This window comes from Pseudomonas sp. 1L-B-1-E-C1, assembly GCF_057291835.1.
In genome coordinates this window covers 236,249-251,131 of record NZ_JBXAWN010000001.1, presented here as the reverse complement: position 1 = coordinate 251,131, position 14,883 = coordinate 236,249, and the positions used below count along the sequence as shown (strand labels likewise).

Below are 14,883 nucleotides of genomic sequence, written 5' to 3'. Positions count from 1 at the left end.
CTCTCTTCATTCAAAACGCGTAACTGGCCTTGAGCCCGCCATTGAAACCATGGCTGTCACCACCACCGTTGGCTCCGACTTCCGCGCCCAGACTCAGGGCGCCGAGGTTGGCCATCAGGTTAACGCCGCCGCTGAACTGATCGCGGTTATCGAACGCCGCGCGCTGCTCGATATCCAGCCCCAGCAGACGGCCATCGCTGTCGACCTGTTGATCACCCAGCGCACGCTCGTACCCCACGCGTACCCCTGGCTCCAGCTGCCACGCCCCCACAGCCACTGGAGCGAATGAGAGGTCGAGATTGGCCACGGCGCTGCGCCGGGTCTGCTGGATGCCGTCGACGTCGAGCGCCAGTTCACTGCCCTTCTCCTGGAAACCCTGCAAGTCGAGATGGCTGACGCGAACGCCCAGGCTCGGTTCGACAATCACCCCGCTGAGCGGTGCGCGGTAACCCAACGCCAGGGTCGCGCCAGTGAGATTGCCGTGGGTGTCGCCTTTGGCTGTGCCGAGGCCACCACCTAGCTCGCGTTTGCTGTCGTAGTCGAGGTAACCGGCGCTGGCGCTGGCGTCGACAAACACGCCACGCTCAAGGCTGGTCAAGCCGTAACGCGTACCGAGGTTAAGGAAGGTGAAATCAGTATCGGCCTCGCCACCCGCCCCGCCGACGCTGCCCTTGCTGTAACCGAAACCGGCCCGCGCGCTGAGTTGTTCGCTGAAGCGCTGAGTGATGCCGAGCATCAGGCCCTGGCTATGCTCGTTGCTGCTGTCGGCATGGGCCGAGCCGTCAGTGCCGAGGTAGCTGGCGAGCGCGGTGCTCCAGAGGCGGTATTGGCCCACCTTCAAACCGCTGCCGCTGGCGAACGCTGCGGCGGCTTGTTCGATCATCGCGTTCTGCCGCAAGAGATAGCTGGCCGCATCCGCATGCACCTGACCGCCGACTTGCGTTTCGACACCGCCCAAGGTGCCGGCGTCGATCGCCGATTGCAGGTAATAGTTGTAGGCGCTGTAGGTGCCGGACAGCTCAGAGTTCTGCAACTGCCGCAGCAGCTCGGCGCCAGCAGCGGCATTGCCGATCATCCCGGCCTGACCGGGCAAGCTGTTGTACTCGACCAGTTTGCCGCGCAGCACATAGATGGTGTCCTGCGACAGACCGAGGCCCTGCTTGAGGTAGTTATCCATGCTGCCGTACTCGGCGGCGACCTGATCGAGCCCGGCCTGCAAGTAACTGGCCTGCACGCCGAGCAGCGGCTCGTAGACGGCGGCCATGCTCGGCGGCAAGGCTTTCAGAGTCGCGGCGACACGGGCGGCGGTGTAGTCGTTGGTCGCCAGATAGTTAGCCATGATCGTCGCCTCATCGAGGCCAGCGACGCTCTGCAATACAGCCGCAGTCCAGCCGGTGCGATCCTTGCCAGCGGTGCAGTGGAACAACTGCGCGGCGTCGACGCTCGCCAGCTCATTGAACAACTGGCCGAACTGACCGCGCATGCCGGCATCGCTGACGAACGCACGGTTGGTCTGTTCCATCATCGCCACGGCTTCCGCGGCGCTGTGGAACGAGATGTGGGTAATGTCCGCACCGGAGGCGGTGCTGCCGATGATGTCGATATTGCGGTAAGCCGCCCCCGTGATCATCGTGTCCGGCGTAGCGGCGATTTCGCTGGGGGTGCGCAAGTCGTAGATGGCTTTGATGCCCAGACCATTGAGCGTCGCCAGATCCGCCGCCGACGGCGTCAATGCGTTGGAGCGGTAGAACACACCGCTGCGCATGGTCCCGTCGTGGGTCGTGGAATAGGCGGTAGTGATGCCGGCAATGTCGCGAAAATTGTCGATGCCGCTCAAACGCGGCGTGTCCAGCGCGACTGGCTCGGCCGCATTGGCAGCGGCGATGGACAGGCTCAGAACGGACAGCGAACACAGAAGACGTTGGAACACAGTGCAGCCTCATGAAATCAGCGTTGGGCTGGTCACTATGGGCAGGCGAGCGGGAGGGAATATGACAGTTTCGGGCGGCCACGAAATGCCTGCGCGAATGGGCCGTGGGGTGCGTAAACTGTCCATAAAACTTGAATCTGTAAAAGATCCCTGTGGGAGCGAGCTTGCTCGCGAAAGAGGTGTGTCAGGCGACTCGATTGAAATTGAAAAACTGCCTTCGCGAGCAAGCTCGCTCCCACAGGATTTTCACGGGGTATTCGGGAGGCTCTGCGGTTTTTGTACTTGTCGCGCGCAGCGACAACCCCTTATAAGTCTGCCATCACTTCCGAGAACAAGAGACCGCCCCCATGAGCAACGCCTGGAACGAAGGTTATTTCACCGACGAAGGCTACACCTACAGCTACAGCCGGGAGATCAATCCGGTATTCCTGCGTTACTGCCTGTTGCTGCGCGGTTTCGCCACGCTGGACAGTACCGACGGCGTTCACTGCGAACTGGGCTTTGGCCAAGGCGTGTCGATCAACATCCACGCCACAGCCAACCCGGGCTCATTTGTCGGCACGGATTTCCACCCGGGCATGGCCGCTCACGCCATCGACCTCGCGGCTGCCGCTAACAACGGCGCCCGCCTGTATGACGACAGTTTCGAACAGCTGCTGGCGCGCCATGATCTGCCGCAGTTCGACAGCATCAGCCTGCACGGCATCTGGACCTGGGTCAGCCGCGACAACCAGAAACTGATCGTCGAATTCGCCCGCCGCCACCTCAAGCCCGGCGGCATGCTCTACGTCAGCTACAACTGCTTCCCCGGCTGGTCGCCGTCGGCGCCGCTGCGCAATCTGTTCAGCCTGCACGATCGTTTTGCCAATGCCTCGTCGCGCTCCGATGAACGCATCGACGCCGCGCTGCAATTCTCCGAAGCACTGCTCGCCGCCAACCCGAAATACGCCGCTGCGGCGCCGAGTCTCGGCGCGCGGCTGCAGAGCATCAAGGGCCAGGATCGTCATTATGTCGCCCACGAATATTTCAATCGCGACTGGAACTGCATGTACTTCGCCGACGTGGTCGATGCGCTGGCCCCGGCCAAGCTCGACTACGCCACCACGGCAGTGCCGCTGGACTCGGTCGACCCGCTCAACCTGAGCGCCGAAGGCATGGACTTCCTGGAAACCATCGAACACCCGATCATGCGCGAACAGGCGCGGGATTACTTCGTCAACCAGCACTTCCGCCGCGACCTGTACTTGCGCGGCGCGACCCGCCTGTCTGCTGCCGAACGCCGCGCGCGAATGCTCCACAGCCGTTTCGTTCTGCTGCAACCCTGGGAAACCGTGGCAGGCTCGGTCACCGGTCCTGCCGGCGAAGCGACCCTGCAACCGGAAATCTACGGCCCGGTACTCGATGCACTGGCGGCGCAGGACTATGCCGCGAAATCCATGCGCCAGTTGCTGTCTGAAGCTGCCCCGCTGAGTTACGACGACCTTGAGCAAGCACTCGCGGTGCTGATCGGCATGGGCGCCGTGGCACCGTGCCAGAGCGAGGCCGCCGAATCGCAGGTCAGCGGACGCTGCGCCGCCCTCAATCTGCAATTGTGCAAACGCTCGCTGTACGGCGCCAACATCCAGACCCTGGCCAGCCCGGTCACGGGTGGTGGCGTCACGGTCAGCCGCTTCCAGCAGTTGTTCCTGATCTCGATCAAGCAAGGCAAACAGCAACCGGCCGAATGGGCACAACTGGCGTGGGGGGTGATCAGCGAACAAGGTGAAGTGCTGGTCGACAATGGCCAGCCATTGCTCACCGCCGAGGCCAACATCGCCGCACTGACCGCACAGGCGCAGGTGTTTGCCGAGCAGACGCTGGTGGTGCTGAGGGCGCTCAAAATCGCATGATTGCAATCCAACCAATGTGGGAGCGAGCCTGCTCGCGAAAGCGCTGGATCAGCCACCAGCTCCGGTGACCGACGTACCGCATTCGCGAGCAGGCTCGCTCCCACAATGGTCGTAGAACAGGATCGCGCCAACCGTCCTGTTTGCGGAACTTTCCGCCTTCTGCCGTCCGTCCAGCCACCCCGCAATAAACGAAATTTCCGCTCCACCCACTCCTCACAACTATGCATGCGCTCACACCCACAAGGGTGACTGCGCGATAGCCTGGTCTGAGGAAAATTTGAATGTTCATACATAACAAGCGACTTCAGTACACCGTTCGAGTGGCCGAGCCCAACCCGGGTCTGGCCAATCTGCTTTTGGAGCAATTCGGGGGCGCCAATGGCGAGCTGGCCGCGGCAGCGCGCTACTTCACTCAAGCCTTGGCCGAGGAAGATCCGGGGCGCAAAGATCTCCTGCTGGACATTGCCACCGAGGAATTGAGCCACCTGGAGGTGGTCGGCTCGATCATCGTGATGCTCAACAAAGGTGCCAAGGGCCAACTTGCCGAGGGTGTTCAGGAAGAAGGCGAGCTGTATCGCGCGCTGAATGGCGCCGGCAACGACTCACACATCACCAGCCTGCTCTACGGCGCAGGCGCCCCTCTGGTCAATTCGGCCGGCGTGCCGTGGACGGCAGCGTATGTAGATTCGATCACTGAGCCGACCGCCGACTTCCGTTCGAATATCGCTGCCGAAGCGCGGGCGAAAATCCTCTACGAACGCCTGATCAACATCACCGATGATCCGGGCGTGAAAGAGGCGCTTGGCTTTTTGATGACGCGGGAAATCGCCCATCAACAGTCGTTCGAAAAAGCCCTGCACTCGATCCAGCCAAACTTCCCGCAGGGCAAACTGCCGGGCATGCCGGAGTTCACCAACAAGTACTTCAACATGTCTGGCGAACCCAACGTTCGTGGTCCGTGGAACGAGGGCGGTGCGTGGGAGTACGTGGAAAACCCAGAGCCGGCGGTCGACGGCGGCGATGGTCTGGCGACCGTCAACCTTCCTGCCGAAGACGAACAGGTGTTGGAAGCGATGAAGGCCCGCACAGCCTCTGATCCACTCAGCGAACCGGTGACCGGTGCTGACCTGGGTTCCGGTTATATCCAAGGCAGAGATGTCTGACCCCAGTCCGGCGGCCCCGGACCGGGGTCGCCCCTTGCTCAAGGAGAACAACATGAAAAGCAGCAAAGTCCTGGCCCTCACCTCTGAACATTTTCAACGCTTGATGGAGCAGGCCTCCGCTGGTTTCGAACTGGACTGCAGACAGGCCTGTCGAGGGCTGAAAGTCAGCATGGCGGTGAATGTTTTCGGTCTGGGCACCCTGCTCCCGAATAATTTCGCCGACGAGACCACCGTCCAGCCATCGGACGAGCATCCACTACTCGACGAAGCCCTACCCATGATGCCCATGGTTGCCAGACGCGCATCGGCCGAGCGAAGCCGCTCAATGGACATGGCTGAACGGTTTCATCGCTAACAGGAGCGCGATATGAGAACGCATAGAAATCCGAGCTTCCCCTCAAGCCTGAACATCGCCCCTGGAATCCAGTTTCTGCTGGGCTGTGCAATATTCGCCGGCGGAACGCTGATCATGATGAGCGAACTGGCGGCAAGGTTTGTTGCGATGTGAGCGGTGTGTAGGTGCCTTGTGCAGCGGCAGACCGCAAGCTCAAAACAGCACCGCGACCGCTTCCCTCATGAAGATCTCGACCGTCTTCGGCCCTATCCCCTCGAACTCGGACAGGCGCTTCTCCAGCGCCTTACGATCCGCGCTCGCTGCCACGATGTTACTGACCTTGCCGGCATACTCGCTGTTGAGCTTGTTCGCCAACACGAGTAATCGCGCCGCCGTGCTCTCGTCGTAGCGCACGTAACGCGCCTGCCCCAGCATCGACACCAGTTGCCGATGCGTACACCGCGCGAGTTTTTGCGGCGTGTCTTTCTGATGCTGCTCTACTATGACTTGATACGCCTTGGCGGCGATGGCGCCCTGAATCCTTTTGCCCATCAGGAAGCTGGCAAGCAGCCATTTGAACAGGCCGCTTTCGTTGGCGTTGTGCAGATCGATGTTCAAGTCACCGGCCGTGATGATTTCACTCACAAGTCTCACCTTAAAGCGCGCTTCAGTTACAGATGTTGACCCGGCACCGCTTTGAACGATCCAATGGCCGCCGCTTGCCCAAGGCAATAAATTGAATCCCCAGTGGAAACGGATGGTCATCTTTCAGGAGATGAGAGATGACAAGCATAAGGACCTTCAGATGCTCGGTCGTAAACTGCCCGACAGCAAAGGGCATGACGCCGCAGAAACCGCTCCCATCAAAGCTGCCAGCGAGATAGCCGCTTTCCGCCTGACCGTGATCTTCATGCTGACGGTGATTCTGGCGTTTCTGGGAGTGGAAGGATGGCGCACGTGGCGTGACTACCACGCCGCGTTTTCGTCCGCGCGGGATTCGGTCACCAACCTCGCTCGGGCAACGGCGCAGCACGCCGAGGACGCCATTCGCCAGGTAGACGTGTTGACTGCCGCGCTGGGCGAGCGCGTCGAAGGCGATGGCTTGCAGAACATTGACGTCCCACGCATCCACAAGTTGCTGGTCCAGCAAGCCAAGCTGATGCCGCAGTTGCACGGCCTGTTCATTTACGGCCCGGACGGGCACTGGATCGTCACCGACAAGGAAAACATCCCGGACCCGGCGAACAATGCCGACCGTGATTACTTCCAGTACCACCGCACCCACACCGATCGAAACGTGCGCATCGGCGATGTCGTAAAAAGCAAATCCACCGACGACCTGATCATCCCGATTTCGCGCCGCCTGAATAACCCGGACGGCTCCTTCGCCGGCGTGCTGCTGGGGACGATCAAGGTCAGTTACTTCGTCGACTATTACGGCGATTTCAAGATCGACGACAAAGGTGCACTGGTCCTGGCGCTACGCAACGGCACCATCCTCGTACGCCGCCCCTTTATCGCCTCGGTGATCGGTCAGAGCCTGGCCGACAGTGAGGTTTTCAAGAACTACCTGCCCTATTCCAATCAAGGTATCGCCGAGGTCCGAGCCATCGTCGACGGCACCCAGCGTTTGTACGGTTACCGCGCCTTGACCACGTACCCGTTGGTGGTTGAAACCGGACTTTCCCGCGAATCGATCATTGCGCCGTGGCGCTGGGACCTGATCAAAACCGGTTTCGTGTTGTCATCGGTGATCACCGCATTCACGGTCTTCGGACTGATTGTCTTGAGGCAATTGCGCCAACGCATGGTGATGGAAAAGGATCTGCGCAAGGCACACCAGGCCATGAAGGACATGGCGTTGACCGACAGCCTGACCGGGCTGGCCAACCGGCGCCGCCTGGACACCGCGCTGGCCGACGAGATTCGCTTGGCCAGACGCCAGGGCTCGTCGATTTCATTGATCATGCTCGATGTCGATCACTTCAAACTCTACAACGACACCTACGGCCATGCGGCCGGTGACGATTGCCTCAGCGCTGTCGGCCAAGCGATTGCGCAAGCGGTAAAACGACCCGGTGATCTGGCCGTGCGTTATGGCGGCGAGGAGTTCTCCGTGTTGCTTCCCAACACGGATATTCGCGGGGCTGCGCTTGTGGCCCAGGAAATACTTGAGGCCATTCGTTCATTGCGCATCGAACATCGAGCTCATCCTCTGGGCCACGTCACTGCCAGCGCGGGCATTGCCGTTGGCAAACCGGCTGAACAGGACGTGTCCCCCGCCGTGCTGATCGATTCGGCCGACAAAATGCTTTATGCGGCGAAGCAGCAAGGGCGGGATCGCTATTGCAGTGGGGGCGATTTGTAGCGCGCACGCAACATCACGGCAGCGCGAACTCGCTGTACGCCGAAAACCGTCATGCGAAGAAATTCTTCGTGGCTGACTGGCAAGTGCTGGCAGTCCAGGCCGCGTTTCAGCTTGCTGTGATCGACATCCGGATCATGCAGATAGACGAAATCCTGGTCACACGCGGTGATGATCACCCAATGCGGCGCTTTCAAGCGGGTAAATCGGTAGCTGCTGATCAGCACCACCGGTTTGTACCCGGCCTGCAACGCAGCGCCGATCTCCAGATAATCACCCAGAACCTGCTCAACTTGCGTGGCCGCCAGATCTTGGGCAAAACCATCCTCGACCAGCTTCATGATCGACTTTTTCTCTGTGCTGCGTACGCCGTTAAGAAAAAGCGAGCCCTGGTGACTGACCTCCAGGCGCACCTCGAAACCGCGCCGCCAGGCCGCCAACGCGAGGCCCTGGGGGCTGCAGCCACCGTGGCCCGCGGTCATGAAAATGGTGGTTGCCTCGCGCCATAGCTGGATTTCCTCCGTCCGGGTCATGCCACGGCTCGGATCGATGGCGGACATCGCCATCAGCAGGCACGCCGCGCCGCAGGTGAATTCGGTGGTCTGCTGGTAGTACGGCACTTGGCGGGCGGGTGCGGGCGCTTCGCACAGGATGCGCTTCTCGTAGCGCAACGCCTCGCAGTGGTCTTCGTAATAGTCCTCGACGCTGGCAAAGCGCTGATAGCCGTTGGCCTCGTAGAGGCGGATGGCAGCGCTGTTGTCCGCGCGCACCTCCAGCCGCAGCCATGCGCAATTGCGCGCCAATGCGCAGGCCTGGGCTTCTTCCAGCAAACGCTGGCCAAGCTCATGTCCGCGCCACACAGGGCTGACGGCAATGGAATACAAGCGCCCCAGGGAAGTGCCGCGGTGAAAAAGCACCAAGGCGTAACCGGCAAGTCTGGCGTCCGATGTGGCGACAATCAGCGCCGCGTTGGCGCGACTGAGCATCCAGCTGAAGTTGCGCTGATTCAATCTGTCGAGGGCAAAACACGCCCGCTCCAGTTCGACCAGATCGTCGATATCGTCCATCGACGCAAAGCGAAAATCAAAAGACATGACCGCACCGTAAAGTTTGAGTAACGAACCGGGACAGGCCCAGTGGCCCGTGATTTATTGAAGCGGCGTCTTCTTCAACAGGGATTCATTACTCATGTCAGCGGTGCAAGCCAACGTGAACGAAGTATTAGACAAAACCGAGCATTCGACAATCACCCTCAGCGAGGAACCTCCCAGTATCAAGCCCTCGGGAAGTCGATTGCTCATACTGGTCGAACGCAAGGATGACTGGGCTGATTACTTGCCCAGCGAGAGCCTGATGCTCGCTCAGGATTACCTTGAACACAGCGACGATTTTCCTCATCGCACCCAGGTCATTAACCTCTGCCGCAACTACAAATACCTCGGTCAGGGCTACTACTGTTCATTGCTGGCCGAGGCCCGCGGGCACAAGGTATTCCCCTCGGTTCGCACCGTCAGCGAGCTGGCGCGCAAAGCGCTTTACGGGGTCGGGCTGAATGATCTGGAGCGTACCCTGGAGCGGGCGCTGGCCAACCATCCATACGGCGAAACCGAGGCCTTCACGCTGTCGCTGTACTTCGGCAAGGCCTCGATCGAGCCGCTGCAAGAGATCGGCCGTCAGCTGTTCGAGGCGTTCCCCTGCCCCATCCTGCTGGTGGAGTTCCGCCGTGGTGAAACCTGGCAGATTGCGGGCATCAAAGCCGGGGCGCTACACAGGCTTCGCGACGAACAGCAGCACGTTTTCGCTGATGCACTGGATGCTTTCAATCGCAGGACGTGGCGTCAGCCAGCCTCCAAACGTGTGGCCCGATACGACCTGGCCATCCTGCATGATCCTGACGAAGCGCTACCGCCTTCGAACCCCGAGGCATTGCAGCGTTTCATCGCGGCGGGCGAACAGCTGGGCATCGATGTCGAGCTGATCGAGAAAAAGGACTATGCGCGGCTCGCCGAATTCGATGCGCTGTTCATCCGCGAAACCACGCGAGTGGATGATCACACCTATCGGTTTGCCAAGAAGGCGGAAAGCGAAGGCCTCGTGGTGATTGACGATCCGTCGTCCATCCTGCGCTGCACCAACAAGGTTTATCTGGCCGACCTGTTGAAGCGCCGAGGTCTGGGCATGCCCGTAACGGAAATTCTCTACAAGGATCGTCCGCAGGAACTTGAAAATGTCGGGCGTCGCCTGGGTTTTCCCTTGGTACTGAAAATCCCCGATGGCTGTTTTTCACGGGGGGTTATCAAGGTCACCGATGCGCAAGCGCTGGCCACGGCTGCACAGGAATTATTCGAGCACTCGGTGCTGCTGCTGGCGCAGGAGTACTGCTACACCGAATACGATTGGCGCGTCGGGGTGCTCAATGGCGAGGCGCTGTATGCCTGCAGGTACTTCATGTCCAAGGGGCATTGGCAGATTTACAACCACAAGGCCCTGCCCGGCGAGATCAACGGCATGTGCGAGGCGGTGCCCGTCGAGCAAGCACCGCCCGACGTCGTGCAACTCGCGGTACAGACGGCAGGGCTGATCGGCGATGGCCTCTACGGCGTCGACCTCAAGCAGGCGGGCGATCGGGTGCTGGTCATCGAGGTGAACGACAACCCCAATCTCGACGCCGGCATCGAAGACGCGGTGCTGGGCGACGAGCTGTATCGGCGCGTGTTGCAAGCGTTCACGCAAAGGCTCGAGCTCAAACACCGTGGCCAGGCGTGGTGAGCGATGATTGAACGCTACTGCATTGATTGCGGCGCACTGCGCCAAGCCACCGAAAACGAGGCGACTGTCTGGCTGGCCGTCGCCCCGAATGCCGCCGAGCAATCGACGTTGCAAACACGTCTGGGCATTGGCGCTCAAGTGCTGGAGTCGTCACTGGATCCGGACGAGGTGGCTCGAATCGAAATCAAACCGGATCACCTGTTCCTGATCTGGAAGCGTCCGGAAAGCTTCGACGGACGAGCCTTCAACGTCTCGTCATTCGGAGTAGTGCTGAGCGATAAGCGCCTGGTGGTTATTTGTGCGAGCAACTCGCTGCTCTCCAGCCTTGAGCAAGATGCGCAAATGACCGGGCCACTGGATGTGCTGATGGCGTTGCTCGCTGAAAGCGTTCATCACTACCTCGGGCATCTGCGCGTGGTCAAACAGATCGCCCGGGAGATTCAGCATCAATTCACCCGTGCGATGGACAATCAGCAACTGGCGCAGATGTACAACCTGAGCGAAAGCCTCGTGTACTACGTGAACGCGATTCAAAGTAACGGCGCGGTGCTGACTTTGCTGCGAAACCACGGCCAGCGCCAAGGCTTCAGTGACGGTCAACTGGAATCGCTGAACGACCTGATCGTGGAAAACGAACAAAGCTTCCAGCAGGCCAGAATTCACGCCAAGGTGTTCGCTAACCTCATCGAATCCCATGGCAATCTCGCCAACAACAGCATGAACCGGGCGCTGCGCAAGCTGACGCTGATCAACGTGGTGTTCCTTCCGTTGAACCTGATTGCCGGCATCGGCGGCATGTCGGAGTTCAGCATGATGACGTCCGGCGTTCCATGGTGGATGTCTTTCCCGGTGCTGATCGCTTGCATGGGTCTCGTGGGCGCGGGGATGGCGCTTGCACTGCGGCGCATGGCGTGAATCCAGGTCAGGTCCTGCCGCCGCCTGCGCCGCAGTTGAAGGTCAATTAGTCCGGCTGACCACCCGGATATCCGTAATCCCTACCCGCTCGGCTTGCTCAAGAATCTGCCCTGGCGTCGAATCCGCGGTGGGCATGACCAGGCTGTTTTCGGCATCGCCCAGATGTAGTTGCAGCAGATGCATCGCCGCGTCGTGCTCGGTCAGTTGCGCGCCCTTCAGTTCGAGCAGATAAGTACGAGGCTCGCCGTTGAAACGGTATTCGATGTGATAGGTGTACATGTTGTCGTCCGCGTCGGTGGGAAAAGGCACTGTTTATCCTGACGCGACGGTCAGCTTTTAGTTCAACCTGACTGCCATTTTGCGTTTGCAAACAAACTTTTTGCGCAGCGAAGCGTCCTCTTCTTAACTCTCCATAACAGCTGATCACAGCTAAGGACTGGCAATGACCTTTTTCATCTTCCTCTTGGCCTGCGCGGCGGCGGCAACCACGGGCGTGATGTTCAAACCCGGCCCGTGGTATGAATCGCTGACCAAACCCTCTTTCACCCCGCCCAACTGGGCCTTTCCCGTGGCCTGGACAATCATTTACCTGCTGCTGGCCTGGGCCGGTTATCGCCTGAGCCTGATCCCCGGCAGCCAAACGGTGCTGGCCTTGTGGGCCGCGCAAATCGCCCTGAACACGCTGTGGACGCCGGTGTTCTTCGGTGCGCATCAGGTGCTGGCGGCGCTGGTGATTCTGGCGGTGCTGTGGGTGGTGGTCGCGGTGATGGTCGTGCTCGCGCTGCAACTGGACGTGGTCACCGGGCTGATTCTGTTCCCGTATCTGGCGTGGCTGTGCGTTGCGCTGGCGCTGAACTGCTCGATCCTGATGAAGAATCGCCTGTGAGCGATTTTCCATGGCCGCAAGGCGAGCGCGAACTGGCGCAGATTCGCGCGTTCAACAAAAAGCTCGTCTGGCTGCCGCGCTTCAAGGTGCGCAATCGAGTCACCCCACGGCTGATTCAGGCGTTGCTGCGGGCGGGTCAGATCGGCGGCGCTGGCAAGCTGCGCCAACATGGGCTGACCGCCGAGCGGAAGATCATCGATACGGTGCCCGTGCGCATCATTCGCCCCAAGGGCAAAGCCAGAGGCGTGGTATTGGATTTCCACGGCGGCGGCTGGGTAATCGGCAATGCGCAGATGAACGACAACTTCAACATCGCCATCGTCAACACTTGCGACGTGGCGGTGGTGTCGGTGGATTATCGGCTGGCCGTGTCGACGCCAATCGAGGGCTTGCTGGAAGACTGTCTACGGGCCACTCGCGGCATCTTGAACGATGCTGAATTTGCCGGGCTGCCCGTAGTCGTCGTCGGTGAATCGGCTGGCGGGCATCTGGCGGCGGCTACCCTGCTCGCGCTCAAATCTTCGCCCGAAGTGTTGCAACGGATCTGCGGCGCCCTGCTGTATTACGGCGTCTACGACCTGACCGGCACACCCAGCGTGCGCACCGCGCCAGCCGATACGCTGGTGCTCGACGGCCCCGGCATGGTCGAAGCGTTGCGCCTGCTGACGCCGGATATCAGCGACGAACAACGCCGCCAGCCACCGCTGTCGCCGCTGCATGGCGATTTCAGCGGGCTGCCACCAGCACTGCTGTTTGCCGGCGACCTCGATCCGCTGCTGGATGACACGCGGCTGATCGCCGAGTGCTGGCAACACGCGGCGCCGGTGGAGATGTACGTGCTGCCGGAGTGTCCGCATGGTTTCATCCACTTCCCCACGGCCACTGCTGACCATGTGCTGGCTTACAGCCGCAAGTGGATTTCGGCGCGGGTGGGAAGCTACTCAGCGAAATCCGCCGAAATGAGCCCGGCGCTTTCGTAGCTGCCGATTGCATGGCGAGCCGTAAAAAACCGAGACAAGCAAAAGGCGCCCTCACCGGCGCCTTTTTTTGTTTGCGCTGAACCCTGCGCGATCGTTCACCCCATGCCGATTGTGGCTCAAACCGTAAACAGTCTTTACCCGATCCGCGCCTGTTTCCCCCGCCAGCCGCCGCATAGAGTTCGTTCCAGCAGCACACTCAACTTCAGCAAAGGAATATCCCCATGAAAATCTCAATGCTCGTTCTCGCACTTTTTGGCTTCAGCTCGGTGGTCATGGCTCAGGAATCGACTACCACGCCTCCCGTCGAGCAATACACCTACGCCACTCACCTCGACGTCGCCAAAATTCTCTCGGAAGATCCCGTGCCGGATGTCTGCGCCGTAGTGCCGGTGCACATGACCTATCAGGATTCCCAAGGCAAGCAGCACATCCTGCAATACGAGGTCATGGGCAGCGGCTGCAGCAACGGCTGATCAAGCCAATACCTCGCACCCCATTGCGTCTCAGAGTGGCTTCGCTGAGACGCAAATGCTTTTACCGCTTCAATCGACAAGTTCCTCAGCAGTGCTCGCCAGCTGCGCGCCAACCCGGGTTTTCAACGTATCGATGAATCGCGTGATCTTCGCATCGACAAACTGGCGAGACGTGTAGACGGCATAAACATTGCGCTCATAGGTGTGGTAATCAGGCAGTACTCTCACCAGCCTGCCGGCACGCAGATCGTCGATCGCCGTGAAGCCTGCCAACAGACCAATCCCCGCCCCTTCGCGAATGGCCACGGCCATTGCATCCATATCATTCACGCTGAAACTCGGCCCGGTCGGGATGAACGTCGCGTCGCCCGCCTTGCTTTTGAGCTGCCATTCATCGCGCACGTAATCCACGGTACCGAGCAGCAGGCATTGATGATCGCAAAGCTGCTCCGGCGTTTCGGGTGCGCCATGCCGCGCCAGGTATTCCGGGGAGGCCACCAGTACGCAGTGACTGACGCCGATCTTCTGGCTGACATACGCCGAATCCGGCAGCGTTCGCGCGATCAGAATGGACACGTCCAACTGATCCTCAAGCAGATTGGGCATGCGTTGGGAGAGCATCAAATCGACGGTCACTTCGGGAAACGCCTGGCGATATTCCAGCACCGCGCCGGTCACCAGTTGCCTGGCCAGTCCGGGCACGCAGTGCACCCGTAACGTCCCTCGTGGTTGCAAGGCGGCATTGCTCGCCTCGGCTTCGGCGCTTTCCAGGTCAGCGAGAATCTTCACGCAGCGTTCATAAAACCGCCGGCCCGCGTCGGTCACCGAGAGACGCCGGGTCGAGCGTTGCAACAGGCGGGTGTCGAGCACGTTTTCCAACGCCGAGACCGCACGCGATACGTTACCGACGGTGGAGTCGAGATGGTTGGCCACGGCAGTGAAACTACCCATCTCGACTACCTTGATGTACACCGACATGTTTGAAAGTTTGTCCATCCTGATCGTCCTGTAGACCTGCCACTCACTGCGGATACGTCGGATGCTACACGCTCGCTCCTGCGCTCGATATTACCCTCTGGGACAACAGTGATTCCCTCGCGGCCGGCTAAATCAAACGGCGCGCCTTCCATAGACTGGATTCCACGGGACGCCTGAACCACTGCGTACAAGGCGCCGAAT

General features: G+C 60.3%; 15 protein-coding genes. 10 read left to right on the top strand and 5 right to left on the bottom strand.

Going from position 1 to position 14,883, the window contains the following annotated elements; genetic code table 11:
• Positions 1-10: 10 nt before the first annotated feature.
• Positions 11-1,930, bottom strand: coding sequence for a tyrosine-protein phosphatase (locus AC0Z4S_RS01015; protein WP_485621698.1), 1,920 nt, complete (start codon positions 1,928-1,930; stop codon positions 11-13).
• Positions 1,931-2,277: 347 nt separating this feature from the next.
• Between AC0Z4S_RS01015 and AC0Z4S_RS01010 the strand changes: the two genes are divergently transcribed.
• The 4 genes from AC0Z4S_RS01010 to AC0Z4S_RS00995 all read left to right on the top strand — a co-directional run bounded on the left by AC0Z4S_RS01010 (position 2,278) and on the right by AC0Z4S_RS00995 (position 5,490).
• Positions 2,278-3,819 (top strand): methyltransferase regulatory domain-containing protein, encoded by a 1,542-nt coding sequence (locus AC0Z4S_RS01010; protein ID WP_485621697.1) that lies wholly within the window; start codon positions 2,278-2,280, stop codon positions 3,817-3,819.
• A 281-nt stretch (positions 3,820-4,100) separates the two neighbouring features.
• Positions 4,101-4,982 (top strand): manganese catalase family protein, encoded by an 882-nt coding sequence (locus tag AC0Z4S_RS01005; RefSeq protein WP_485621696.1) that lies wholly within the window; start codon positions 4,101-4,103, stop codon positions 4,980-4,982.
• Between the two features lie 52 nt (positions 4,983-5,034).
• Positions 5,035-5,337 (top strand): hypothetical protein, encoded by a 303-nt coding sequence (locus AC0Z4S_RS01000; protein WP_485621695.1) that lies wholly within the window; start codon positions 5,035-5,037, stop codon positions 5,335-5,337.
• 12 nt (positions 5,338-5,349) lie between these two features.
• Entirely contained in the window at positions 5,350-5,490 is a 141-nt protein-coding gene (locus AC0Z4S_RS00995; RefSeq protein ID WP_485621694.1) for a hypothetical protein, read from the top strand.
• Between the two features lie 39 nt (positions 5,491-5,529).
• Here the strand turns inward: AC0Z4S_RS00995 and AC0Z4S_RS00990 are convergent, their stop codons facing one another.
• Positions 5,530-5,961 carry a DNA glycosylase family protein gene (locus tag AC0Z4S_RS00990; protein ID WP_485622088.1) on the bottom strand — a complete coding sequence of 144 codons (432 nt, stop codon included), beginning with the start codon at positions 5,959-5,961 and terminating at the stop codon, positions 5,530-5,532.
• 160 nt (positions 5,962-6,121) lie between these two features.
• Between AC0Z4S_RS00990 and AC0Z4S_RS00985 the strand changes: the two genes are divergently transcribed.
• Complete coding sequence (locus AC0Z4S_RS00985; protein WP_485621693.1) at positions 6,122-7,684, top strand: sensor domain-containing diguanylate cyclase; 1,563 nt, start codon at positions 6,122-6,124, stop codon at positions 7,682-7,684.
• Here AC0Z4S_RS00985 and AC0Z4S_RS00980 read toward each other — a convergent pair.
• Positions 7,660-8,775, bottom strand: a complete 1,116-nt coding sequence (locus AC0Z4S_RS00980) for a GNAT family N-acetyltransferase/peptidase C39 family protein (protein ID WP_485621691.1) — start codon at positions 8,773-8,775, stop codon at positions 7,660-7,662. The two genes, AC0Z4S_RS00985 and AC0Z4S_RS00980, sit on opposite strands and share 25 nt — an antisense overlap.
• 94 nt (positions 8,776-8,869) lie before the next feature.
• Between AC0Z4S_RS00980 and AC0Z4S_RS00975 the strand changes: the two genes are divergently transcribed.
• Both AC0Z4S_RS00975 and AC0Z4S_RS00970 read left to right on the top strand, forming a co-directional pair.
• Positions 8,870-10,450, top strand: a complete 1,581-nt coding sequence (locus tag AC0Z4S_RS00975) for a RimK family protein (protein ID WP_485621690.1) — start codon at positions 8,870-8,872, stop codon at positions 10,448-10,450.
• A 3-nt stretch (positions 10,451-10,453) separates the two neighbouring features.
• Positions 10,454-11,365 (top strand): magnesium transporter CorA family protein, encoded by a 912-nt coding sequence (locus tag AC0Z4S_RS00970; protein ID WP_485621689.1) that lies wholly within the window; start codon positions 10,454-10,456, stop codon positions 11,363-11,365.
• Positions 11,366-11,407: 42 nt separating this feature from the next.
• Here AC0Z4S_RS00970 and AC0Z4S_RS00965 read toward each other — a convergent pair whose 3' ends face one another.
• Entirely contained in the window at positions 11,408-11,674 is a 267-nt protein-coding gene (locus tag AC0Z4S_RS00965; RefSeq protein WP_485621688.1) for a hypothetical protein, read from the bottom strand.
• A 133-nt stretch (positions 11,675-11,807) separates the two neighbouring features.
• Here AC0Z4S_RS00965 and tspO point away from each other — a divergent pair, with 133 nt between their 5' ends.
• From tspO to AC0Z4S_RS00950, 3 genes are all read left to right on the top strand, one after another.
• Positions 11,808-12,251 carry a tryptophan-rich sensory protein TspO gene (gene tspO / locus AC0Z4S_RS00960; protein WP_039758892.1) on the top strand — a complete coding sequence of 148 codons (444 nt, stop codon included), beginning with the start codon at positions 11,808-11,810 and terminating at the stop codon, positions 12,249-12,251.
• A complete protein-coding gene (locus tag AC0Z4S_RS00955; RefSeq protein ID WP_485621686.1) occupies positions 12,248-13,231 on the top strand; it encodes an alpha/beta hydrolase fold domain-containing protein in 984 nt (327 codons plus the stop codon). The genes tspO and AC0Z4S_RS00955 overlap by 4 nt, the downstream gene beginning before the upstream one ends.
• Before the next feature lie 221 nt (positions 13,232-13,452).
• On the top strand, positions 13,453-13,704 hold the full coding sequence (locus AC0Z4S_RS00950; protein WP_485621685.1) for a DUF2790 domain-containing protein: 252 nt from the start codon (positions 13,453-13,455) through the stop codon (positions 13,702-13,704).
• Between the two features lie 69 nt (positions 13,705-13,773).
• On the opposite strand, the gene AC0Z4S_RS00945 is transcribed toward AC0Z4S_RS00950, so the two are convergent.
• Positions 13,774-14,700 (bottom strand): LysR family transcriptional regulator, encoded by a 927-nt coding sequence (locus tag AC0Z4S_RS00945; RefSeq protein ID WP_064361881.1) that lies wholly within the window; start codon positions 14,698-14,700, stop codon positions 13,774-13,776.
• Positions 14,701-14,883: the final 183 nt, after the last annotated feature.

Bases quoted from the DNA above. Each gene is read 5' to 3' on its own strand.
- AC0Z4S_RS00995 (WP_485621694.1), top strand. From the start codon at position 5,350: ATGAGAACGCATAGAAATCCGAGCTTCCCCTCAAGCCTGAACATCGCC.
- AC0Z4S_RS01005 (WP_485621696.1), top strand. From the start codon at position 4,101: ATGTTCATACATAACAAGCGACTTCAGTACACCGTTCGAGTGGCCGAG.
- AC0Z4S_RS00945 (WP_064361881.1), bottom strand. From the start codon at position 14,700: ATGGACAAACTTTCAAACATGTCGGTGTACATCAAGGTAGTCGAGATG.
- AC0Z4S_RS00985 (WP_485621693.1), top strand. From the start codon at position 6,122: ATGCTCGGTCGTAAACTGCCCGACAGCAAAGGGCATGACGCCGCAGAA.
- AC0Z4S_RS01000 (WP_485621695.1), top strand. From the start codon at position 5,035: ATGAAAAGCAGCAAAGTCCTGGCCCTCACCTCTGAACATTTTCAACGC.
- AC0Z4S_RS01010 (WP_485621697.1), top strand. From the start codon at position 2,278: ATGAGCAACGCCTGGAACGAAGGTTATTTCACCGACGAAGGCTACACC.
- AC0Z4S_RS00970 (WP_485621689.1), top strand. From the start codon at position 10,454: ATGATTGAACGCTACTGCATTGATTGCGGCGCACTGCGCCAAGCCACC.
- AC0Z4S_RS00975 (WP_485621690.1), top strand. From the start codon at position 8,870: ATGTCAGCGGTGCAAGCCAACGTGAACGAAGTATTAGACAAAACCGAG.
- tspO (WP_039758892.1), top strand. From the start codon at position 11,808: ATGACCTTTTTCATCTTCCTCTTGGCCTGCGCGGCGGCGGCAACCACG.
- AC0Z4S_RS00950 (WP_485621685.1), top strand. From the start codon at position 13,453: ATGAAAATCTCAATGCTCGTTCTCGCACTTTTTGGCTTCAGCTCGGTG.
- AC0Z4S_RS00980 (WP_485621691.1), bottom strand. From the start codon at position 8,775: ATGTCTTTTGATTTTCGCTTTGCGTCGATGGACGATATCGACGATCTG.